Source organism: Stappia sp. BW2 (genome assembly GCF_008107695.1).
GTDB lineage: Bacteria > Pseudomonadota > Alphaproteobacteria > Rhizobiales > Stappiaceae > Roseibium.
This window is the reverse complement of the sequence record NZ_VIRG01000053.1, coordinates 100469-123360: the sequence shown is the minus strand read 5'-3', so window position 1 is coordinate 123360 and position 22892 is coordinate 100469. Positions and strand designations below refer to the sequence as shown.

General features: G+C 61.0%; 22 protein-coding genes. 10 read left to right on the top strand and 12 right to left on the bottom strand.

Annotated features, from left to right (window positions below; all coding sequences use genetic code 11):
- On the bottom strand, positions 1-918 hold the full coding sequence (locus FMN63_RS04900) for a carbohydrate ABC transporter permease (protein WP_148582836.1): 918 nt from the start codon (positions 916-918) through the stop codon (positions 1-3).
- Between the two features lie 87 nt (positions 919-1005).
- Positions 1006-2265 carry an ABC transporter substrate-binding protein gene (locus FMN63_RS04895; protein ID WP_148582835.1) on the bottom strand — a complete coding sequence of 420 codons (1260 nt, stop codon included), beginning with the start codon at positions 2263-2265 and terminating at the stop codon, positions 1006-1008.
- A 117-nt stretch (positions 2266-2382) separates the two neighbouring features.
- Here FMN63_RS04895 and FMN63_RS04890 point away from each other — a divergent pair, with 117 nt between their 5' ends.
- The 8 genes from FMN63_RS04890 to FMN63_RS04855 all read left to right on the top strand — a co-directional run bounded on the left by FMN63_RS04890 (position 2383) and on the right by FMN63_RS04855 (position 10795).
- Positions 2383-3171 carry an IclR family transcriptional regulator gene (locus FMN63_RS04890; RefSeq protein WP_209000943.1) on the top strand — a complete coding sequence of 263 codons (789 nt, stop codon included), beginning with the start codon at positions 2383-2385 and terminating at the stop codon, positions 3169-3171.
- A 27-nt stretch (positions 3172-3198) separates the two neighbouring features.
- Positions 3199-4260: an ABC transporter ATP-binding protein gene (locus tag FMN63_RS04885; protein ID WP_148582833.1), complete on the top strand. Its 1062-nt coding sequence runs from the start codon at positions 3199-3201 to the stop codon at positions 4258-4260.
- A 791-nt stretch (positions 4261-5051) separates the two neighbouring features.
- Entirely contained in the window at positions 5052-6251 is a 1200-nt protein-coding gene (locus tag FMN63_RS04880; protein ID WP_148582832.1) for a substrate-binding domain-containing protein, read from the top strand.
- A 143-nt stretch (positions 6252-6394) separates the two neighbouring features.
- Entirely contained in the window at positions 6395-7177 is a 783-nt protein-coding gene (locus FMN63_RS04875; RefSeq protein WP_209000942.1) for an ABC transporter ATP-binding protein, read from the top strand.
- Positions 7177-7902 carry an ABC transporter ATP-binding protein gene (locus tag FMN63_RS04870; RefSeq protein WP_148582830.1) on the top strand — a complete coding sequence of 242 codons (726 nt, stop codon included), beginning with the start codon at positions 7177-7179 and terminating at the stop codon, positions 7900-7902. The genes FMN63_RS04875 and FMN63_RS04870 overlap by 1 nt, the downstream gene beginning before the upstream one ends.
- The gene (locus tag FMN63_RS04865; protein WP_148582829.1) at positions 7899-8927 is read left to right on the top strand and encodes a branched-chain amino acid ABC transporter permease; all 1029 of its coding nucleotides are present in this window, start codon (positions 7899-7901) and stop codon (positions 8925-8927) included. The genes FMN63_RS04870 and FMN63_RS04865 overlap by 4 nt, the downstream gene beginning before the upstream one ends.
- Positions 8928-8942: 15 nt before the next feature.
- Entirely contained in the window at positions 8943-10004 is a 1062-nt protein-coding gene (locus FMN63_RS04860) for a branched-chain amino acid ABC transporter permease (RefSeq protein ID WP_148582828.1), read from the top strand.
- 8 nt (positions 10005-10012) lie between these two features.
- The gene (locus FMN63_RS04855; RefSeq protein ID WP_148583093.1) at positions 10013-10795 is read left to right on the top strand and encodes an alpha/beta fold hydrolase; all 783 of its coding nucleotides are present in this window, start codon (positions 10013-10015) and stop codon (positions 10793-10795) included.
- 86 nt (positions 10796-10881) lie between these two features.
- Here the strand turns inward: FMN63_RS04855 and FMN63_RS04850 are convergent, their stop codons facing one another.
- From FMN63_RS04850 to hemA, 10 genes are all read right to left on the bottom strand, one after another.
- The gene (locus FMN63_RS04850) at positions 10882-11127 is read right to left on the bottom strand and encodes a hypothetical protein (protein ID WP_148582827.1); all 246 of its coding nucleotides are present in this window, start codon (positions 11125-11127) and stop codon (positions 10882-10884) included.
- Positions 11124-11885 (bottom strand): hypothetical protein, encoded by a 762-nt coding sequence (locus tag FMN63_RS04845; RefSeq protein ID WP_148582826.1) that lies wholly within the window; start codon positions 11883-11885, stop codon positions 11124-11126. The genes FMN63_RS04850 and FMN63_RS04845 overlap by 4 nt, the downstream gene beginning before the upstream one ends.
- Entirely contained in the window at positions 11882-12949 is a 1068-nt protein-coding gene (locus FMN63_RS04840; RefSeq protein ID WP_148582825.1) for a Rieske 2Fe-2S domain-containing protein, read from the bottom strand. Before FMN63_RS04840 ends, FMN63_RS04845 begins: the two co-directional genes overlap by 4 nt.
- Positions 12946-13113, bottom strand: a complete 168-nt coding sequence (locus FMN63_RS29545) for a hypothetical protein (protein ID WP_162854991.1) — start codon at positions 13111-13113, stop codon at positions 12946-12948. The genes FMN63_RS04840 and FMN63_RS29545 overlap by 4 nt, the downstream gene beginning before the upstream one ends.
- The gene (locus FMN63_RS04835) at positions 13110-13331 is read right to left on the bottom strand and encodes a hypothetical protein (RefSeq protein WP_062487206.1); all 222 of its coding nucleotides are present in this window, start codon (positions 13329-13331) and stop codon (positions 13110-13112) included. Before FMN63_RS04835 ends, FMN63_RS29545 begins: the two co-directional genes overlap by 4 nt.
- A gap of 163 nt (positions 13332-13494) precedes the next feature.
- Complete coding sequence (locus FMN63_RS04830) at positions 13495-15471, bottom strand: thiamine pyrophosphate-binding protein (RefSeq protein ID WP_148582824.1); 1977 nt, start codon at positions 15469-15471, stop codon at positions 13495-13497.
- Positions 15472-15500: 29 nt separating this feature from the next.
- A complete protein-coding gene (locus tag FMN63_RS04825) occupies positions 15501-17111 on the bottom strand; it encodes a glutamate synthase-related protein (protein WP_148582823.1) in 1611 nt (536 codons plus the stop codon).
- Positions 17112-17164: 53 nt separating this feature from the next.
- A complete protein-coding gene (locus FMN63_RS04820; RefSeq protein WP_148582822.1) occupies positions 17165-18412 on the bottom strand; it encodes a cation:proton antiporter domain-containing protein in 1248 nt (415 codons plus the stop codon).
- 148 nt (positions 18413-18560) lie between these two features.
- Positions 18561-19295: a DUF1194 domain-containing protein gene (locus FMN63_RS04815; RefSeq protein ID WP_148582821.1), complete on the bottom strand. Its 735-nt coding sequence runs from the start codon at positions 19293-19295 to the stop codon at positions 18561-18563.
- 468 nt (positions 19296-19763) lie between these two features.
- Positions 19764-20981, bottom strand: coding sequence for a 5-aminolevulinate synthase (hemA, locus tag FMN63_RS04810; RefSeq protein ID WP_148582820.1), 1218 nt, complete (start codon positions 20979-20981; stop codon positions 19764-19766).
- A gap of 462 nt (positions 20982-21443) precedes the next feature.
- Between hemA and FMN63_RS04805 the strand changes: the two genes are divergently transcribed.
- Positions 21444-22070, top strand: coding sequence for a TetR/AcrR family transcriptional regulator (locus FMN63_RS04805; RefSeq protein WP_148582819.1), 627 nt, complete (start codon positions 21444-21446; stop codon positions 22068-22070).
- 10 nt (positions 22071-22080) lie between these two features.
- Positions 22081-22854, top strand: coding sequence for an enoyl-CoA hydratase/isomerase family protein (locus FMN63_RS04800; RefSeq protein ID WP_148582818.1), 774 nt, complete (start codon positions 22081-22083; stop codon positions 22852-22854).
- Positions 22855-22892 lie beyond the last annotated feature (38 nt).

Here is a 22892-nt window from a genome sequence, read left to right as displayed (position 1 = left end):
TCAGCGCGCCTTTTCTTCTTTGTACATCGACCAGAGGAAATAGGCGATGAAGGCCAGCATGATCAGGAACAGCACCACGGCAATGGCCGCGCCATAGCCCATGCGGAAACCGTATTCGGAGAGCGCGACCTCGAACATGTAGAAGCTGAGCACCCGGCTGGCGCCGAAGGGGCCGCCGTTGGTCATGACCGAAATCAGGTCGAAGGAGCGCAGCGCGCCGATGATGGTGACGACAAAGGCGATGAAGGTGGCCGGGCGAAGCTGCGGCACGATGATGTACCAGAGCATGCGCCAGCCCTTGGCGCCGTCGAGCCGCCCGGCCTCGATCTGTTCCGGATCGACTGCGTTGAGGCCGGTGAGATAGAGGATCATGCAATAGGCTGTCTGGGGCCAGAGGCCCGCGACGATGATGCCGATGGTGACCGTGTTCTCGTCTCCCAGAACGTTGAGCGGCGGCAGGCCGACCGCGCCGAGCAGAACGTTGAGGAGGCCGAATGTCGGGTCGTAGAACCAGGTGAACACCAGGCCGACCACGACCTGGGAGATCACGAAGGGAAAGAAGAACAGCGATTTGTAGAGCCGGATGCCGGTGACGGTCTGGTTCAGGAACAGCGCGATGAACAGACCTGCCGGAATGGCCAGCAGATAGAGCAGCAGCCAGAGGACGTTGTTCTTCAGTGAGGTGTAGAACGCGTCGTCCCAGTAGAGTTCCTCGTAATTGTAGAGCCCGACGAATTCCGCCTTGCCCAGACCGTCCCACTCGTAGAGCGACAGGTTGAAGGACTGAAAAATCGGGAAGATCACATAGAACAGGAAAAACAGGATCCCGGGCGCCAGGAACAGCCAGGGTGTAAGCTGTTGCTGGTTTCGATGCCACCAGGAACTCTGGCGGATCTCGGTGACGGATGCTTGGGCCATTTTCGGAACTCTTCGTGAGTCGTCGGCGTATACCGGAAAAGAGGACAGGGAGCGGTTGCCCCCTGTCCGGTCACGCGCTGGCGGACCTTACTTGTAGATACGCTTTTGGGCGCGGTCCAAACGGTCCAGGATCCTGTCCAGGTTGTCCGGCTTGACCATGAATTCCTGAAAGCCTTCCATGGCAACCTTCGCCATTTCTGCCGGGGCATCGCGGTCGAAGAACTGGGCAACGCCGCCCGGGGAGTTCGAGGACAGCATTTCAAAGCCCTGTTCCAGGAACTTGTCGTTGTCTACCGACGACTTGGAGTTGACCGGCAGCTGACCAAGGTGCTCGCCGTCGTTGATCCAGGTCTGGACGTCCGGCGACACCACGAACTTCAGGAACTCGCGCGCGTTTTCCTTGTTCTCCGCATTGGCCGGAATGTGGAAGGTGTCGGTCGGTGCGTCTTCGGCCTTGGCGACTCCCGGCGTGATTTCCACGAACTGGTAGAAATCGATCTGGTCGTCGCTGAGACCGGCGTCCCGCAGCGGTGCCACGGCGAAGTTGCCCATCAGGTAAGCGGCTGCATCGCCCTTGACCATGAACGGCAGGGCTTCCTGCCAGGAGTAGGTCTGGTGGTTGTCGATGAAGGCGCCCATGTCGATGAGTTCGCGCCAGTTGGCGAACGTCTTGCGGACTTCGTCGGACTTCCAGGAGGCCTTGCCCGTGAGCAGGTCCATGTGGAAGTCGAAGCCGTTGGTGCGCATGTTCAGGTAGTCGAACCAGCCGCCTGCGGTCCAGAGGAACTTGGTGCCGATTGTGTAGCACTTCTTGCCGGCATCGAGGATCTTCTGGCAGTTCGCCTTTTCCTCTTCCCATGTGGTGGGTTCGGACAGGCCAAGCTCGTCGAAGATGTCTTTGCGGTAGTAAACGCCCCACTGATAGTAGGTATAGGGCACGCCCCACTGTTTGCCGTCGATGGTCATCGCGCCTTTGGTGGAGGCGAGATTTTCGCCGATGGCCGGGTCCGCCCACAGGTCGGACACGTCTTCGAAAAGGCCTGCTTCCACGTAAGGACGCATGCGGTTGGCCGCGTACCATGTGGCGACGTCCGGCGCGTTTGCCGTCAGGAAGTTGCGGATCTGAGTCTTGTAGGCCTCCCGGTCGATCACCGTCGTCTCGATGGTCAGCTCCGGGTTCTTCTCCTGAAACTGCGCGATCATCTCTTCCATGGTTGCGCGTGGCGCCGGGTTCGATGTGTCGAGAAAGATTTTCAGATTGCCGGTCAGGCCGTCAGCAGAAGCTGCGCCCATCGCGGTTGCCAACATGGCAAAGGCCGCTACGGACGTTTTCAGCATGGAACGCATGGTGTCCTCCCTTTTTGTTCCATTATGTGAAACTTAGTTTTGTATATTGATACTCTGATGCGATGGCGATAAGTTGTCAACAGGCTCGACCGCAAGAACGCGCCGATGGAGGAGCTCATGAACAAACAGGAGAGGTCATCGACAGGTGACGGCACGGTCGGCAAGGCGCTGGAAGTGCTGGACAAGGTTGCGGCCGTCGGCCGGCCTGTGCGCTTTTCCGAACTTCTGTCCGACAGCACCCATCCCAAGGCGACCCTTTACCGGCTGCTGCAGACCCTCGTCAGTCAGGGCATGCTTGCCTATGACGAACGCCAGCAGACCTATTCGCTGGGTATCCGCCTCGTGCGGTTGGCACATGCGGCCTGGCGGCAAAGTTCCATTGCGCCAATCGCGCGTCCTTTCGTCAGCGCCTTGTCCGAAGCGGTCGGGGAAACCGTACATCTGGCGCAGCTTGACAGCGGACAGGTGCTTTATGTCGACAAGCGCAATCCGACCAACGCCATCGACATGTTTTCGCAGGCCGGCAAGGTTGGCCCGGCCTATTGCACCGGCGTCGGCAAGGCTCTGATGGCCTTCCTGGAGCCGGCTGAGCTCGATCGCGTGTTGAAGAAGCAGTCGTTCTATCGATACACCCCGGCAACGCTTGCCAGCGAAGCGGCGCTGCGGGCGGATCTGGAGAAGATCCGCCAAGAGGGCCTGTCCTACGACAGGGAGGAGCACGAGCCGGGCATCATCTGCATTGCAGCGCCGATCCTGTCATCCAGGGGGCGGCCGGTCGGTGCGCTTTCCGTGACAACTTCCACGCAGCGCAAGAGCCTGGAGCAGCTTCTGGAGGCACGGCCCGCGCTGTTGGACGCAGCCTCGAAGATCGCGGCGGCGGTCGAGGACTGGCAGTTCCCGGCGTAAAAGAATTTCCAAGGGAGAGAGAATTACATGTCTGGCGTCACACTGACCAAAGCCATCAAGAAATATGGCGATCTGGAAGTCATCCACGGAGTGGACCTTCAGATCGAGGATGGCGAATTCTGCGTCTTTGTCGGTCCGTCCGGCTGTGGCAAGTCCACGCTCCTGCGCATGATCGCCGGGCTGGAGGAGACGACCGACGGCCGGATCAAGATCGGCGGCCGGGATGTGACCAGGATTGACCCGGCCGAGCGGGGCGTGGCCATGGTGTTCCAGACCTATGCGCTTTACCCGCATATGACGGTTGAGGAGAACATGGGCTTCGGGTTGAAGATGAACGGTCACCCCAAGGCCGAGATCCAGACCAAGGTTGCCGAGGCGAGCCGCATCCTGAAGCTGGACCCCTATCTGAAGCGCAAGCCGAAGGCGCTTTCCGGCGGTCAGCGCCAGCGCGTCGCAATCGGCCGTGCGATCGTGCGCGGGCCGGAAGTGTTCCTGTTCGACGAACCGCTGTCCAACCTCGATGCGGAACTGCGCGTCGACATGCGCGTTGAAATCGCCCGCCTGCACAAGGACATCGGCGCGACCATGATCTACGTGACGCATGATCAGGTCGAGGCGATGACGCTGGCCGACAAGATCGTGGTGCTGCGCGGCGGCATTATCGAGCAGGTCGGCTCGCCGATGCAGCTCTATTCCGATCCGGACAACAGATTCGTTGCCGGTTTCATCGGTTCCCCCAGCATGAATTTTGTCGAAGGCATTGCCGGAGACGGCACTGTCAGCATTGCTGCGTTCGGCGGCGTTGCCGTGCCGACATCGGTCTCATTGCCGGCCAAGGGGGAAAAGGTGCTGGTCGGGCTGCGGCCGCAGCATCTGAAAGTCTCTCCGGCGCAGGAAGGCGCAAAGGTCGATCTGTGCGAGCAGCTTGGCGGTGTCGCCTATTCGTATCTCATCTGCCCGACGGGAGAACGTGTGATCGTGGAAACCAAGGGCGAGGATGCACCGGTTTCCGATGGCCTTGTTGCCATCGACTTCGATCCGGCCTCGGCGCTGTTCTTCGATGCGAAGACGGAGAAGCGGCTGCGGTAGTCTCGCCGAGGCCGTCAGCCGAGGCGCCGCCGCCTTCCGTACAAGCGAAGCAAAGCCGAACGCCGATCCGGAACCCAGATATCAGTCACGCCTTTTGCGCGTCTCTTCGTTCGAAAAAGACTTCGCTACACTTATCCTGTACCTGCGGATCCCTGAACAACGGTGAGGAACGCAAACCTCTCCGATTGTCGTCCCGGCCAAGCGCAGCGCGAGCCGGGATCCAGGACACCTGAGCGGTTGTTATCGCGCAATGAGATGCCGGTGAGGATTCTTCGGTCTCCCCTTTCGCGGAGATGACATCTTTCCTGGTGTCTGCGTCTTTCGGATCGCTTGTTTGCGGCTGGAAACCGGATTGCGCCAGCAATCGAGAGTAGCCTTGTTCACTCATGCCGTTGCAGAGTGTCTGATCGGTGGGTCTTTCCGAAGCATTCGTTTCGTCGGCATTGGGCTGCTCTTAAACACATTCGACGGCTCGCCAGTCAGCCCCACTCTTTTCCCATTGTCATTATAATACCCCAGACATCCTTTATGCAGATGACCGTCATGGATCGCGCCGCCGCTCGTGGAGCTATGCGTTTGTGTCCGCCGCAGCGGTCTCCGGTCTCGGTCATCATTTGCACTCACCGACGGCCAGGCCGGTGAGGCGGCTGATTTGAACACGTATCTTGCCTTGACGTGAATACTGATTCAGGTGTCATATGATGCCGCGTCAGGCGATGATGTTGCCCTGTCCAAAGTCGTGGGAGCGGCTCGGCAGGTTTTCGGCCTTTCGCGCAACGGGAGGAGAATTCATGACGAAACGCGTTTTTCGCTGGGCCGTGCCGCTTGTGGCCGGCATCGGTGTGGCGGCTGCCGGAATTGCCGGCGCCCAGGCCGACGATATCAAGATCGCTCACGTCTACGGCAAGACCGGTGCCCTGGAGGCCTATGCGAAACAGTCGCATACCGGCCTGATGATGGGCCTCGAATATGCCACTGACGGCACCATGGAAATCGACGGCCGCAAGATCGTGGTCATCGAGAAGGACACGCAGCTGAAGCCGGATATCGGCAAGGCCGCGCTGGCGGAAGCTTATGGCGACGATGAAGTCGATATCGCCGTCGGCCCTGTCTCCTCCGGTGTTGCGCTGGCCATGCTGCCTGTCGCCGAAGAATACGAGAAGGTGCTGCTGGTGGAGCCGGCGGTGGCCGACAGCATCACCGGCGAGAACTGGAACCGCTATATCTTCCGCACCTCGCGCAATTCATCCCAGGACGCGATTTCCAACGCCGTTGCGCTCGGGCAGGAAGGCGTCTCCATCGCGACGCTCGCCCAGGACTATGCTTTCGGCCGTGACGGCGTTGCCGCCTTCAAGGAAGCGCTGGAAGGCAGCGGAGCCAAGCTGGTGTTCGAGGAATACGCTCCGACCGATACCAAGGATTTCACCGCCAACGCACAGCGCGTCTTCGATGCCCTGAAAGATGAGCCGGGCCGCAAGTTCCTCTTCGTGATCTGGGCCGGCGGCGGTAACCCGATCAGCAAGATCAAGGCAATGGAGCCCGAGCGCTTCGGTGTCGAGATTGCCACGGGCGGCAACATCCTGGCGGCCATGGCGGCCTACAAGGAACTGCCGGGTATGGAAGGTGCGACCTACTATTACTACGAGATCCCGAAGAACCCGGTGAACGACTGGCTGGTGGCAGAGCACCAGAAGCGCTTTGACGCTCCGCCGGATTTCTTCACCGCGGGTGGCATGTCGGCCGGTATCGCCATTGTCGAGGCGATCCGCAAGGCGGGTTCCACGGAGACCGAGGATCTGATTGCCGCCATGGAAGGCATGGAGTTCGAAACGCCCAAGGGCAAGATGATGTTCCGTGCGGACGATCACCAGGCTCTGCAGTCCATGTATCACTTCAAGATCAAGGTCGACCCGGATGTCGAATGGGGCATCCCGGAGCTGGTGCGCGAACTGAAAATAGAGGACATGAACATCCCGGTGCGCAACCAGTAAGCCTTGCGAAGACGCGGCGGAGCCTTGCGTTTCGCCTGCGTGGCCCCAAGAACCAATAAAGTGCCCGGCTGGCGAGACGCCCGTTCGGCCGGGCACATTTCCGATACAGCTTTCGCGACATTTCAAACCTGGGAACGCGCATCGTGGCCAAGGAACACCCGATTCTGGAAACGAGAGACCTGACCATCCGCTTCGGCGGTCATGTGGCGGTCGATCACGTTTCCTGCGCGTTCGAGCGCGGCACGCTGACGGCAATCGTCGGGCCGAATGGCGCCGGCAAGACCACCTATTTCAACCTGATCTCCGGCCAGTTGAGCGCAACCGCCGGCTCGGTTCTCCTGAACGGCGAGGCCATCACCAGACTGTCGGTGCCCGAGCGCACGGACAGGGGCATCGGCCGCGCCTTCCAGCTGACCAATCTGTTCCCGACGTTGAGCGTGCGCGAAAACGTGCGCCTGGTGGCACAGGCAAAGGCCCGCAAGGGCTTCGATCTCTTCAGCGTTGCCGAAAGCCATGTCGAGCTTCTGGAGCGGGCAGACCATGTGCTGGCGGAGGTCCGGCTTAGCGATCAGGCAGACCAGACCGTTTCCGCCTTGCCACACGGCGACCAGCGCAAGCTGGAAGTGGCGCTGCTGATCGCCCTTGGCCCGCAGGTGTTGATGTTCGACGAACCGACCGCGGGCATGAGCGTCGATGAAGTGCCGGTGATCCTGGAGCTGATCAAGAAACTGAAGAGCGACATGGACCGCACGATCCTGCTGGTGGAACACAAGATGGATGTCATCCGCACCCTGGCCGACCGCATCATCATTCTGCACAACGGGGCACTGGTGGCCGATGGAGAACCGTCGGAGGTGATTGCCCTGCCAATCGTGCAGGAGGCTTATCTCGGCAAGGCGCCGGCCTCGTCCGGGGAGGTTGCGTGATGGCGGAGAACCTGCTCACCCTGTCCGGCGTTCATACTCATATCGGCCCCTATCACATTTTGCAGGGTGTCGATCTTGCGGTGCCGGAGGGCGGCGTGACCGTTCTGCTCGGCCGCAACGGCGCTGGCAAGACCACCACCTTGCGGACGATCATGGGTCTCTGGACCGCGAGCCAGGGCGGTATCCGGTTTGGCGATCATGTGATCACGAAGCTATCGACCCCGGAAATCTCTCGCAGGGGGATCGCCCTGGTGCCGGAAGACATGGGCATCTTCACCGATCTGACGGTTGCCGAAAACATGATCCTGGCCGCAGCCAACGGACCGATGGACCCAAAACGTCTTGCGTGGATCAAGGAGCTGTTTCCGCCGATCGGCAACTTCTGGAACTCTTCTGCGGGCACGCTGTCCGGTGGTCAGAAGCAGATGCTGTCCGTGGCGCGTGCGATCATCGAACCGCGCCGGCTGATCCTGATCGACGAGCCGACCAAGGGTCTCGCCCCGGCGATTATCAAGGCGATGACCGACGCGCTGAAGGAACTGAAGGAAACCGACACCACCATCCTGCTGGTGGAACAGAATTTCGCCATGGCCTCCAGCATCGGCGACACGGTCGCGGTGATGGATGATGGCCGCATTATTCATTCCGGACGCATGGACGAGTTGGTGGCGGATGTGGCCTTGCAGGAAAAACTCATGGGACTGAGCCTGGAGGCACATCAATGAGCGAGACGGCGATCAAACCGCGGATCGAGAAAATCCCGCTGAAAGAACAGCTTGCCCAGAAACTGCCGGTACTGCTGGTGCCGGTGCTGGCCGCTGTGGGCCTCATCGCCATCGGCAATCCGGCAAGCTGGCTGACGCTGACGGTGGCCGGGCTTGCCATGGGCATGATGATCTTCATCATGGCGTCTGGCCTGACGGTGGTCTTCGGGCTGATGGACGTGATCAACTTCGGCCATGGCGCCTTTGTCGCTGTCGGGGCCTTTGTCGGCTTCACGGTTCTGGCCTGGCTGGCAGGCTGGACGGCTTCGCCAAGCGTGTTCATGAACCTGACTGCGGTTTTGGTCGCGATCCTTGCAGCAATGCTTGTCACCGGTCTGCTTGGCCTTGCCTTCGAACGGGTGATCGTGATGCCGGTCTATGGCGAACACCTGAAGCAGATCCTTGTCACCATGGGCGGGCTTATTGTCGCGCAGCAGATGATCTATGTGGTCTGGGGCCCGGACGAGCTGCACATGTCCCGCCCGGAAGCCTTGCAGGGCTCGCTGGTGATCGGCGAAGCGGCCATCGAGAAATACCGGCTTGTGGCCGTGGGCATCGGCCTCGCCCTGTTCCTGGGGATGCGCCACATCCTGAAGAACACCAAGATCGGCCTGCTGGTGCGGGCCGGGGTGGAGAACGGCGAGATGGTCGAAGCGCTGGGCTACCGCGTCCGCCGCCTGTTCCTGATCGTGTTCATGACCGGATCGGCACTGGCCGGGCTGGGCGGCGTCATGTGGGGCCTTTATCAGGAAACGATTACCGCGCACATGGGCTCGGAGATCATGGTGCTGGTGTTCATCGTCGTGATCATCGGAGGGCTCGGCTCGGTCGAAGGCTGTTTCATCGGCGCCATGCTGGTGGGGCTGCTCGCCAATTACACCGCGTTTCTGGCGCCAAAGGTGGCGCTGATCTCGACCATCGCCTTGATGGTTGCGGTGCTGATGTGGCGGCCGCAGGGCCTCTATCCGGTCGTCAAGGCGAAGTAGGGACGGGACAAGAGAATGCTGACCAGACTTCTTTCCGGCGACACACCGCGCAGCGGTCTTCTGACCGCGCTGCTTTTGATCGTGCTGATCTCGCTGGCCTTCGCGCCGTTTCTCTTTCCCGGCACCAAGTCGCTGGAGACGGCTGCGCGCATCTGCATCTTCATCGTGCTGGTGGCAAGCTACGATCTGCTGCTGGGCTATGCCGGCATCGTTTCCTTCGCGCACACCATGTTCTTCGGCATCGGGGCCTACGGCACCGCGCTGGCGCTCTCGACCACCGGGCCGAGCTATGGAGCCCTGGTCTGGGGCACGGCGGCGGGAGCTGGTGTCGCGGCGCTGTTTGCGCTGGCCATCGGGCTGTTTTCGCTGCGGGTGAAAGCGATCTTCTTCGCCATGGTAACGCTGGCGGTGGCAAGCGCCTTTGCCGTGCTGGTGTCGCAGATGTCGTGGCTGACAGGCGGTGAGGACGGGCTCAATTACAAGATCCCGCGCGAGCTGACGCCGGCTTTCAAGCTGATCAAGGCCAAGGTGTTCGACGTCAGCATCAACGGCAAGATCCTGGCCTATTATCTGGTCTTCTTCGCCGCTGTAATTCTGTTCCTGGTCATGCTGCGCATCGTCAATTCCCCCTTCGGGCGCACGCTGAAGGCGGTGCGCGACAATGCCTTCCGGGCGGAAGCGATCGGTTACCGCGTGGTCTGGTACCGCACCACAGCCACCGTTCTGTCCGCAGTCATGGCAGCGCTTGCCGGCTCTCTTCTGGCCATCTGGCTCCGCTACACCGGCCCGGCGACAACGCTCTCCATGGAGATCATGATCGACATTCTGCTGATGGTCGTGATAGGGGGCATGGGCACGCTCTACGGGGCCGTGCTCGGGGCAACCCTGTTCATTCTGGCGCAGACCTACCTGCATTATCTGATGGGGGTTGCTGCCGAGGCGACCAGCGCGGTGCCGGTGGTCTCGACGCTGGTAGCGCCGGAACGCTGGCTGCTGTGGCTGGGTGTCCTCTTCATTCTGTCGGTCTATTTTTTCCCGACGGGCATTGTCGGACGGTTACGGGCAGGGCGTGCGTGAGCGGGAATATGATGCACATCCGCGACGAGGGAACGGGCAGACCGCTGGTGCTGATCCACGGCTGGTCCTGTCCAGGCGGTTTCTTCGATGCTCAGGTCGATGCGCTCAAGGCAGATGCCCGCTGCATCGTTCCGGACCTGCCGGGACATGGCAAAACGGCCGACCGGCTGCCCCTGACGATCGAGGCGGCTGCCGATGCGGTTCATGCGGCCCTTGCCGAACGGGGCCTGACGGATGCGATCCTGTGCGGCTGGTCCATGGGCGCACTGGTGTCTTACGCGATGATCGAGCGCCATGGCGCGGAGAGGGTTTCCCAGTTCGTTGCCATCGACATGACGCCGAAGGTGCTCAATGATCCGGACTGGCAGAATGGAACGCTGAACGGCCTCAATGCAGACCTCAACGGTCATTTCCTGAACGCCATCGTCGCGGACTGGGCGCGGTTACCCGCCCGGATTGCAAGAAGGCTTTTCGCGGAAGGTCTGCCGGTGCCGGAGGCCGCCGAAGCGCTTGCCCGTACTGAAATTGCCGCAGCCGATCCCGTGCTTTTGAAGCCGATGTGGGCCTCGTTGACGGCGCAGGATTTCCGCCCGCTTCTGAAAGCCTTTCCCGTGCCGTTTCATCTGGTCGCCGGTCTGTGCAGCCAACTCTACGGCCCGGGCGTGCATCGCTGGCACGCGGACAATGTTCCGGACTGTCACTTTCACGGTTTCGAGGTGTCAGGCCATGCACCGCACATGGAAGAACCGGAAAAGTTCAACAGTCTGCTGCGGGAGCTGGTGAAGGGCTGAATTGATAAGCAGGCTGCGATGTCTTCAAGTTTGAAGCGCTGGTGGCAGGACCAGGAACTGGAGTGGCCATCCAGATAGGCTTCCAGTCAGTGCCCGCCGCCCAGTTTCGCCTTCACGAACTCGACTATCCGGTCCAGCACGCTGAGCACCATAAACACGGCGAGCAGCCCGATGAAGAAGCGTAAGTCGCGCAGAAACGAGCCGGGCGCGAATTCCTGAACGCCTTTGTTCGCGTAGGTCCAGACGGCCCAGACAATCGTGGCAAGGAGTGCCGTCATCATGAGTGAGATCACGATGGTCTGCCAGAGCGGCTTCTGCGGATGGTCACTCATTTCAACACCCGTGCGGTCAGAAGGTCCGCCTTGAAGACCATCAGGTCGTCCAGTTTTTCGACCTCGCCTTCGACCTCGATGTAAAGCGCCAGCAGTGGATCAATGGCCTCGCCAAGAAGCTGGCCGTCCTTGCCGGCCATGAGAAAGAAGGTGCGTCCCTCGACTGGTCCGGAGGAGACGAAGACCGGGGGAATGCCGCCGGTGAGGCAGAGATCCGCGCAGGCTTTGTGTGCAAGGCCCCGGCCCGGGCGCATGGCGCCCGCGTAGCACTTGCCGTCGCAGATTTCGCCGGTCAGTTTCCAGCGTCCCAGCGAGACCGGTTCGGCTGGATTGAAACCGGGGGCAGCGTTCGTTGCAGCTTCCACCTGACCGACCTGGATCATCGTCAGGTCGCCCCGGTTTACCGGCACTCCGCGCAAGGTCACTGGCGTCTCGCGATTGGCTTCCGCCTGTTTGAACACACCCCGTTTGCCCTGACCGGCCAGCATGTAGGTGCGGGCAGGGGTGTCGCCATCGGCGGGAAGGCGGAACACCGGATAGGGGCGCAGTTCCAGCAGGCCAGTTTGTTCGAACCGGTTGCCCCACTGAAACGCACCGTTGCCCGGGTCGTTCTGGGTGGAGGACAGGGCAAAGGCCGCAAGGCCAAGCCCTGCGACAAAGCACAGGGAGAAGACGCCGACAAAAGCGACCAGCGGTTTTGGCACCTTGTTGAGATAGCCGACGAAAAACGGAGCCGCCTTGGTTTGTTTCCAGCTCATGACGCACCTCCGATCACGACCGGCTCGACATAGGTTCCGGGCGGCAGGGCTTTCGGGGCCAGAAGAACGGTGGAGCCGACCAGCTTCAGCTTGTAGGTGGCGATCTTCTCGGTGAAGGGCGCGGGCGCGCAGCCGTCGGCCAGATTGTACTGATATCCGTGCCAGGGGCAGGTGATGCAGCCCCACAGCACCTTGCCCTCGCCAAGCGGGCCATTCTGGTGGGCGCAGACATTGGTGACGGCGGACAGCTTGCCGTCATACCTGAAGATGGCGACACGTTCCTCATCGCTCAGGGTTACGACCTTGGCACAGTTGTCGTCGATCTCGTCCACCTCTCCGGCAACAACCCAGCCGGCTTCCTCCAGCGAAGCCTTTGCCGTTGCATCGTTCTTTTCCCGATTGGCTTCCAGACGCCCGCTTGCAAAGTGAAGGCCGCAGACCAGAACAACGCTTGCCGCAACCATGCCGGTGAAGATGGGATCGGACGATCCCTGCAACGCACCGAGCGCCACATGCAGCACCACGAAAACATAGGCGGCATAGATGAACATGTGCAGCGCCTTCCAGATCGGCGCTCCCAGAAAGCTGAGCCAGAAATCATGGCTGGTGGCGGCCAGCACGAAGAGGATCAACAGCGCGGCAATGCCGAAAGCCTCGAAGGGAAAGCCGAGGATCTGCCCGTAGCTGGTGTTGGAGGACAGCAGCGCAATGTAGCGGTCGGTCGGCGAGAAATTGAAATACCAGCCGAGCACATAGTTGGCGTGAACGGCGGCAATACCGGCGGTCATCACGCCGAAATGGCGGCGGTTGTAGAGCAGTGGCAGAAAGCGACGGTCGAGCCGTGCCAGCGGGCCGATGCACAGGATCACCGTCAGCATCAGGAAGGCACAGCTTCCGAAAGCGCGCATCCTCAGGATGGCCCCATCGATTGGCCGGGTGACGTCCTCGTAGAACGGGCCGACACGAATAAAGACGTAAAGATAAAGCGCGACGGCAATCAGCAGGACGGCATCATAGACCATCTTGTTGCGGTTCCAGATGACCGGTGTGTATTGCACGCTCATTGGCTTGCCTCCCCGGAGCTTTCTGCCGGGGCCTCGATCAGCACAGCCGGTCTGTCCGCGGGGGGCGACTGGCGCATGGCCAGAATGGTGAAGAAGACCAGCGGCAGGAGCAGGCCAAGGATGGTCCAGATACGGGTATGAACCTTGCGGTGCGCACGTTTCACCGGCCAGCCTCCCCGTGTTTTTCAAGCACGTACCAGCGATAGAGCACCAGAGGCCAGATCAGGCAGATACCGGGAATGAGCAAGGGCCGGAACACATGAGATCCGCGTGCGGACGGTTCCACTCGATCGATGCCGATAACAAGAAACAGTGCCGCGACCAGCCCGCCGGCCATGAGATAGTATTTTCCGATGTCAATCAGAATGGCTGCTGTTTGCATCGCGCTCCCCCTGCGTCCTGTCCACTCCTTGTCATCCCGGCTGAAGCGTAGCGGGAGGCCGGGATCCAGTATTTGCGGACGATGAAGTATCGCAACAAACCCCTCGCGGTGTCTACTGGCTCCCTGCCTTCGCGGGGATGGCAAGTCTCATCCTGAAACCCCATCACACCAGATCCGCATCGGTGATGATTTCCACCAGTGAGGGGCCGTTATGGGCGATGGCATCCGTGATGGCGTCTTTCAGTTCGGCAGCCTCCGTCACCCTGTGGCCGTGCCCGCCGCAGAGGCGCGCGAAGGCGGCGAAGGAGGGGTTGGTGAGGTTCGTTTCCCAGACCGGCCATTCGCCGGAACGTTGTTCCTTGGAGATCTTGCCGAGCTCTGAATTGTTCAAAAGGATATGGGTTATATCCATTCCGTATTTGACGGCGGTGGTGAACTCCATGGCGTATTGGCCGAAGCCGCCGTCTCCGGAAATCGAGATCACCTTGCGGCCGCGGAATTCCTCGAAATCCTGGGTCGCGCTCCAGGCGCCCAGGGCCGCAGGCAGGCTGAAGCCGATGGAGCCGAGATAGCCGGACATCAGGATGCGTTGTCCGCAAGGTTCGAAATAGCGGCCGAAGGAATAGGTGTTGTTGCCGACGTCGACCGGGAGGATCGCGTCCGGTGGGCACAGATCGCTCAATGCCTTGAAGACGGCCGCCGAGTGAATGCCCCTGCCGCTGTCCTCTGCAAGGCGATGTTCCTTTTCTGCGCGCCAGATCGTCCAGCGTTCCACCAGTTCGCTTGCCTGGTCGGGGGCATCGGCCGGTTTCAGGACCTGATCGACAATCGCCTCGCAGAAGGTGCCGATCTCGCCCCAGACAGGCAGGGTCACGGGATGGAACTTGCCAAGCTGCATGCGCTCGAAATCCACCTGGATGATGGTCTTGTAGGGGGCGATGCCGGTGTGATTGGCAAAAGACGACCCGAGCGAGACGATCAGATCCGCCTCATTCATGAACCAGCTTGCAATCGGGGTTCCGGAACGCCCAAGAACGCCGGCTGCCAGCGGGTGCGTGTCGGGGATCAGCCCCTTGCCCTTGAAGGTGGTAAGAACCGGCGCGCCGATCTTTTCGGCCAGCGCGATGACCTTGTCGCGGACATCCCTGGCGCCATAACCGAGCACGATAACGGGGCGTCTGGCCGTGTTGATCATCTCAACGGCCCTGGCAAGGTCTTCACCGGAGGGCGTGACGGAGGTTCCGCCAAGGCGACCCTCGGGTTTGCCAGCGTCCCTGCTGCTCGGGTTGGTCTGGACATCGTCCGGGAAAATCAGGTTGGCAACGTCCCGCTCCACCAGCGCGGTTTTCAAGGCCAGCGACATCAGTTCGGCATGGTTGGAGGTGCTGAGCACCGGCTGGGAAAACTTCGAGACGGCTTCGAACGCGGATTTCAGATCAATGTCCTGAAAGGCCCCCGGGCCGAACACCTGGGTCTGCACCTGACCGGTAAGGGCCAGTACCGGAGACCGGTCAACCTTGGCGTCCCAGAGGCCGGTCAGAAGATTTGTCGCGCCGGGCCCGGCAATGGTGAGACAGGCCGCCGGTTTGCCGGTCAGCTTGCCATAGGCGGAGGCGGCGAAGGCCGCTGCGCCCTCGTGGCGAATGCCGACATAGCCCAATGCGCCCGTGTTGACCTGCCGGCGGATGGCATCGGCAAGGCCGAGGTTGGAATGGCCGACCATGCCGAAGACACGCTTGACGCCCCAGTTGACCATCGTTTCGGCCATGACGTCGGTGACTGTGCGTTCATGGGGCGGCTCCGGTTCCAGACCGATGAAGATCTCGTCGCCTTCGATTCGCAGGGGATAGAGCTTCTGGCCGCTGTCTTCATGACCGCCGGGAGGAGCGCCCGTCAGCGGGTCGAAATCCCACCCGTGCCAGGGGCAGCGGATCCAGCATTTGCCGTCCGATCCCTTTTCGATGGAGCCTTCTCCCAGCGGGCCGCGCTGATGCGGACAATGGTTGTCCATGGCGGCCCACTGGCCGTCGAAATGCGACAGGCAGATCGATGTCGTTCGGGCCGTCACCGTTTTTACCCGGCCTTGCGGCAGATCGTTGACGTGTCCCACCTTGATCCAGTCGAGATCCTGAGCGTCCATTGGTCTTCCTCCCTCAAGAAACGCGCCGGTCAGGCGATGCCGCCATAGGCAACGCCGGATAGCTCGGCCATTTCCCGCTTCCAGGTTGTCAGGTCTTCCAGAGCGAACTGGTTCAGGTGCGAATAGCCGCAGGCCCTCGCCATGACCTGCATCAGCTCGACCGAGGCCTCGAAGAAGTTGGTGAGCTGGCGGGCGGATTTTTCGATTTCCAGCCGGTTGACCAGATGCGGCTTCTGGGTGGCGATCCCGACTGGGCAATTGTTGGTTTGGCAGGCTCGCATGGCTATGCAGCCGATGGCTTGCATGGCCGAATTGGAAAGCGCCACAGCATCGGCACCGAGCGCCAGAGCCTTGATGAAATCGGCCGGTTTGCGCAGGCCGCCGGTGATGATCAACGTGACGTCCGGCCGTCCCGAGTTGTCCAGGTGCAGCCGGGCGCGGGCGAGGGCGGGGATGGTTGGAACGGAGATGTTGTCCCGGAAGATGATCGGCGCGGCCCCGGTGCCTCCGCCGCGGCCGTCGAGGATGATGTAATCGACACCCACTTCCAGCGCCGCATCGATATCGTTTTCGATGTGCTGGGCCGACAGCTTGTAGCCGATGGGAATGCCGCCGGTGCGGGTGCGCACCTCGTCGGCGAAATCCTTTATCTGGGAGAGGTCCGTCCAGTCCGGAAAACGGGGCGGCGAGATGGCGTCTTCACCTTCCTCAAGACCGCGCACTTCGGCAATCTTGCCCCTGACCTTGGCTCCGGGCAGATGGCCGCCGGTGCCGGTCTTGGCGCCCTGGCCGCCCTTGAAGTGAAACGCCTGAACCTTGTCGAGCTTGTCCCAGGAAAAGCCGAAACGGGACGAGGCAAGTTCATAGAAATACCTTGAATTGGCCTGCTGTTCTTCCGGCAGCATGCCGCCTTCACCTGAGCAGATGCCGGTGCCCGCAAGCTCCGCGCCTCTGGCAAGGGCGATCTTGGCCGGCTCCGACAGGGCACCGAAGCTCATATCGGACACAAGTAGCGGTATCTTCAGCCTCAGCGGCTTCTGGGCGTTCGGCCCAACCACCACATCGGTGCCGACCGGCTCGTCCTCCAGAAGCGGGAATTTCTGTAATTGAGCCGTCAGGATCTGGATGTCGTCCCAGTCTGGCAACTGGTTGCGCGGCACGCCCATGGCGTCGACACGGCCATGATGTCCCGTCTTGCTGAGGCCATCGCGGGCATATTGCTGGATCAGGCCATTATACGGTTCTTCCTCGGTGCCGTGGCTGGTGTCGGCATAAAGCCCAAGATAGCTTTCGCGGTTGAACGGTTGCGGATTTTCCTGTGCCCAGGCAGCGACTTCGTCCGCGTCCACCAGCACATCGTCGCCTTCAACCCAGCTCGTGAATTTCGGCAGGGCCTCGGAGTTGTTGTACTCGGACACACCACTGTCGAGCCGGTAGTCCCAGTAATGGACGCCGCAGATGAGATTGTTGCCGCTGACGTAGCCATCGGACATGAGCGCGCCGCGATGAAGGCAGCGGCCGTAGAAGACGGAGATGTCGTCGTCGAAGCGGACGACCACAAGGTCGACATCGGCGACGAGGGCGTAGTGCGGTTTCCTGTCCTGCAGTTCGCTGAGTTTGGCAACAACCTGTCTTGTCATGTCTTCCCCCGGCTACTGGCGCTCTACGCCCTGGCTATCGGATTTGTCTTACTTCAGTCTGCCGTTACCTCCGGCCGCATGGCGGGCATCGCCTTGAGTTCCGCGGCATCGTCCTGGCCGGACATATGGGCCGCGTACCACCTTGCAAAAGGCACGGCCGTGATGCCGTGCAGGACCGCGCTGATCCAGACCGCGTTGACGGCCAGGTTCAGCAACTGCTGGCCGATTGCGTGATCGATCTGGTCAACGATGAGAAGCGCAAACAGGGCGGTCGCCAGTCCACGCGGGCCGAACCAGCCGAAGAAGAGCTTGGTCAGCGGGGCGGCATCCGTCCCGGAAAGCGAGAGCCAGACGGCTAGCGGGCGCACCACGAACAGGCTCACCAGAATGAGTGTCAGGCTGCCGGCATCAAGGTGCGCGATGGCTTCTGGCACCAGGGCAAGGCCGATCAGGAAGAACGCGCCCCAGGAAAGCATCTGCCCTTCGCTTTCGGTGAATTCGTAAATGAAGGCACATTGGCCCTTGATGACGTTGCCGAAGAAGAGGCCTGCAACGAACGCTGAAATGAAGCCGTTGCCGCCGATTTCGTCAGCGGCAAGATATGCACCGCAGGCCATGGCGATGGCGCCGATGCCTTCGATGGTGTCGGTGGTCATGCCCCGGCGTTTGGCCGCCAGAAACAGGACTCCGCCCACCGCGCCGAGAGCTGCGCCTGCCAGCGGGCCGAGAAGCAGCTGCTTGGCGCCGAACATCAGCCAGTCTGTCGCGCCCGGCTGCATCATTTCGCCGGCAAGGCTCGCGAACAGCAGAACGGCCGGCAGCGCCAGCCCGTCATTGAGACCGCTTTCCAGCGTCAGGGCCCGTCTTACCCGCTCCGGCACAGCCTTGTTGGTGATGACCGCCTGGCCGAGCGCGGCATCGGTCGGGGCGAGTAGCGCGGCGGCAAGGGCTGCGACGATAAGCGGTTCACCGCTCAGAAAGGGTATTGCGGCCAGTGTGCCGATAATGATGGCCAACGGCAGGCCGAGGGCAAGCATGCGCAAGGGCCATTGGTGGCGCTGGCGCAGGGCCTGCAGGTTGATCTGTGCCGCGTCCAGAAACAGCAGGACGATGAGAGCCAGTTCGGCAACGATGTGCAGCAGGCGTTCCGCGTCGGTGCCGGGCATCAGTCCGGTCTGCGCCATCAGGTAACCGAAGCCGATGAAAAGGATCGGCGCCGTCAATATGCCGTTGGACAGTGTTCTGGCCAGCAGTGTGTAGCTGACCGTAAACAGTGCCAGAAGCAACAGGCCGGTTGTCATGAAACGAATTCCCCCTTGCACGCAGTGACGTTAGGATAGCTTGGGCTGTCGTCTCAAATCATAATGCGATGACGCGCTTGTGTGACAGCCGTGATTTGCCAAAAGCGAAAATGCAACTGGAAAGGTCCGTGCAAGGGCCGTTTCACGGTTACTGCAAGGCTGCCAACTGTTTCAGGATACGCTGCGCGTCAGAGGGTTTGGCGGCAATCTCCAGGATCAGTTTCTTGCGCACGGCGTCGGCAAAGGTTTGCGCACTGTCGGCTGTCACTACGAAGGCGGCGGGTCCGCCGATGATGGTCTGGTAGAACCGTTGTTCCAGATCGTAGGCTATCGGCCGCCCGGAACAATGCCGGCACAGAACCGCCAACCCGTTGATCACGATCCCGGAGGACACCACGATATCCCTGGCTTCGGGAATGGTCGGTCCGTTCCAGTTGTTGGCGCTGTCGGCGGACAGGTCGATCACCCTGCGCAGGCCCGAATAGGCATTGCCGTCGATCAGTTGCTTGCCCTTCAGGAGAGCGGCGCCGATGGCGTTGCGGCCATAGGCGCGGCGCGGGGCTGCCATCAGCTCCGCTGCAAATTGCCGGGCGCTCTCCGGTCCGTCGATGACTGTCCAGTCGACGACAACATCCTGGGAGTGCACGTCGGCCCATTCGACATAGGTGACGACGATCTTGCCGTAGATATTGCTGGATATGGCATTCAGCACGGACGGATCCGTGATCGCGTCGGCATATCCCTTGCGCTGGAACTGGATTTCTGCCTCATCGATGGATCCGGTCGCATCCGCCAGGAGCACCAGTTCCAGGTCGAGTTCTTCCGAAAAAGCAGGCGGGATCAGGGCCAGGCACCAGACAACAACAGCAAGGATTATCCGCATCGCAACCGTCTCCCCATGGCAAAGGCATCTGAGAGTAGCTAGGGCGGGGATGGGAAAAGGGCAGGGCGGACGATGGCCGCGTCGAGACGTTTGTTGTTGGTGTCACGCGTCTTGTACGGTTCGCCCCGCTCGTATTCGGGAAAACCCTCGACACAGACTTTTGCGCGAAGGTAATGGCAACTTGTCATCCCTGCGCAGGCAGGGATCCAGTAACCGGCTGAGTGTGTGTCTTAGCCTCGAACGACACGGCGTACTGGGTCCCGGTCTTGCTGCTGACGCATCAAACCGGGGCGACAAATCATGGAAGCTCGATCCTGTAGTCCATGCCGATGCGCTTTATCGTTTACAGGAACCGCAAAGGCTTGGAACTCGTGCTCAAGTCACGGGATAACCACGGTGGAAAACGGTCAAAGAAAAACCCGCCTTCCATCGGAAAGCGGGTTTTGCAGGATCTGTTTTTTCCAGCGCTTACGCGACAGCGCGGGCCAGTGCGCACTGCGACCACAGGTCGTTGATCGCGCTGGCGAGGTGTTCGATGTCCTCGGCCGTGTGCAGCGGGGTCGGAGTGAAGCGCAGGCGCTCGGTGCCGACCGGAACCGTCGGGTAGTTGATCGGCTGAACGTAGATGCCGTAGGTCTCCAGAAGGATGTCGGAGATCCATTTGCACTTCTTGGCATCGCCCACCATCACCGGAACGATGTGGCTCGGGTTTTCCATGTGCGGGATGCCGCGCTTGTCGAGGGCGGCGCGGACCTGGGCGACCCGGTCCTTGTGCGCTTTGCGCTCGAAAGGGCTGTCCTTCAGGTGCCGGATGGAGGCGGTTGCGCCTGCTGCCAGTGCCGGCGGCAGGGCGGTGGTGAAGATGAAGCCGGATGCGAAGGAGCGGACGAAGTCGACCACCGTCTTCGAGCCGGTGATGTAGCCGCCCATGACGCCGAAAGCCTTGCCGAGCGTGCCTTCGATGATGGTCAGACGGTCCATCAGGCCTTCGCGTTCGGCAACGCCGCCGCCGCGTGGGCCGTACATGCCGACGGCATGCACTTCGTCGAGATAGGTCAGCGCGCCGAACTTGTCGGCAACGTCGCAGATTTCCTTGATCGGCGCGATGTCGCCATCCATGGAATAGACGCTCTCGAATGCGACCAGCTTCGGCGCGTCCGGATCGTCCGCTGCCATCTGGCGTTCCAGATCTTCATAGTCGTTGTGCTTGAAGATGCGTTTTTCGCAACGGGCGTGGCGGATGCCCTCGATCATGGAGGCGTGGTTGAGCGAGTCCGAATAGACGATCATGCCCGGAACCTGGGAGGCGAGCGTGCCGAGCGCTGCCCAGTTGGAAACATAACCGGAGGTGAAGATCAGAGCCGCTTCCTTGCCGTGAAGGTCGGACAGCTCGTTCTCCAGAAGAACATGGTAGTGGTTGGTGCCGGAAATATTGCGCGTTCCGCCAGCGCCAGCGCCGCATTTGGAGATCACGTCCTGCATTGCGGACACGACCTTTTCGTTCTGGCCCATACCGAGGTAGTCGTTGGAGCACCAGACGGTCACATCCTGAACCGAACCATCCTCGCGGTAACGGGTTGCGCGCGGAAAATCACCTGCCTGGCGTTCCAGATCTGCAAAGACGCGGTAATTACCATTGTCATGCAGTTTGCCCAGGCGTTCTTCCAGATACGCGTTCACGTCCATTCTCAGGATCCTCTCATCGCGGGCACTTTTTGCCAGCGCCTCTCTCCTGCCCGCGCAACTCGCGTCCCGCGCGGCCAACTTTGCCGTCTGGAGCCTTTCCGTCCGATTCCAGAATAGCAGCTAACTTATAGCCATTCAAAACTGCTATTCAAAGTTTTGGCCTTGATCAAGGTCAAAAACCACGGCTGCGTCCAATCGCCATAGTCTCTGCCGCCGCAGTTTAGCCCGAGAAACCGATGCGAATCCAGCGTTGGAAAACGCTCGTGAATTCGGGCGAGCCGCAAGGATACCCAAAATTCATTGCCGGAAAGTTTGCAGCGCCGCCGCAGAAAGCAAACCGATCCGGGATTTCTGACGGTACCGGATGGCCGCATCGCGCGGGTCTGCGTGCAGAAGGTTCTTGCTTTCATGTGTCAAACATGAATACTGATTCATGTTTCAGGAGTTGGGAGGAAACAGCAGGTGGGTAAACCGGCCGCAGAAGCACAAACAGCACAAAAGAGTGCGAGCAATCAGCCGAAAACGGCGCGCGGGGAAGCCACGAGGAAGGCAATCCTGACTGCTGCAGAACGGGTGATTGGCGAGAAAGGCTATAACGACGCTTCCATCGGTCACATTACCAGTGAGGCCGGCGTCGCCCAAGGCACTTTCTATATCTACTTCACCACCAAGGAGCAGGTGTTCTCCGAGCTTGTTCTGGAAATGGGCCGCCTTGTCCGCCATACGATTGCCGAGGCAACGCAGGACATCGACAACCGCCTGGAAGCGGAGGAGGCCGGTCTTCGGGCGTTTCTGGAATTCGTCCAGGCCCATCCCGATCTTTACCGGATCGTTCAGGAAGCGCTGTTTGTCGATCCCGCCGCCTATGAGGAATACTACAGGACATTTGCCGAGGGGTACCGGTCGGGGCTGGTGGCTGCCGAGGCCGCCGGCCAGATCTCGAAAGGCGACACGGAAACCCGCGCCTGGGCGCTCATGGGAATTGCCCGGGCACTGGGCGAGCAACTGGTGGTTTTCAAGTCGGAAAAGCCCATTGCCGATCTTGTGGCCAGCGCCTACGACCTGATTGCCAACGGCATCAAGCCCTGAGGTGCATGTCATGAGCCTCGTCGAGACAGAAACGCGCGGCGGTGCGATCTGGCTTTGGCTGAACCGGCCGGAGCGGCACAATGCCCTTGTTCCGGCTCTGGTCAGCGATCTGCGAAATGCCCTTGCAGCAGCAGCCACTGCCGAGCCGGTTGCGCTGGTGTTGTCCGGCCGTGGCACCAGTTTTTCGACTGGCGGTGACATTGGCAGCTTCATGGACCATGCCGGGTCTGCCGAGGATCTTCACGCCTATTCCGACGTGCTGGTCGGGAGCTTGCACGAGGCAATCCTTGACCTGCTGGCCTTTCCGGCGCCGGTGCTTGCAGCCGTCAACGGGCCGGTGACGGGTGGCTCTGCCGGTCTGATGCTGGCGGCGGATCTAGTTGCTATGTCGGAGACGGCTTTCGTGCAGCCCTATTACAATCAGGTGGGGTTTGGGCCGGACGGCGGCTGGACTGCGCTGCTGCCGGAACGGATCGGCCCCTCCAGGGCCCTTGCGATCCAGTATCGCAACACGCGCATAGGAGCGGCGGATGCGGTTGCGTTGGACCTTGCCGAGTGCCGCGTGCAAGGGGCTGACCTTGCCGCAACCGTTGAGGGCTGGGTCGCGGAACTCGCTTCTGGCTTCGCGCAGACCCATCGTGCGACACGGCAGAATGTTTGGGACGAGCGCAGGCGGAGCATCGTGCGTGAGCGTCTGGATCAGGAAAAGACCAGGTTTCTGGAGTTGGTAACCCGTCCGAGCACGCTCGAGGGGATGAAGGAATTCACCAGGAAGTGGGCTTGAGGAGAGGCCCGGCCTGAAGGTTCGAGCGATGATCGCCA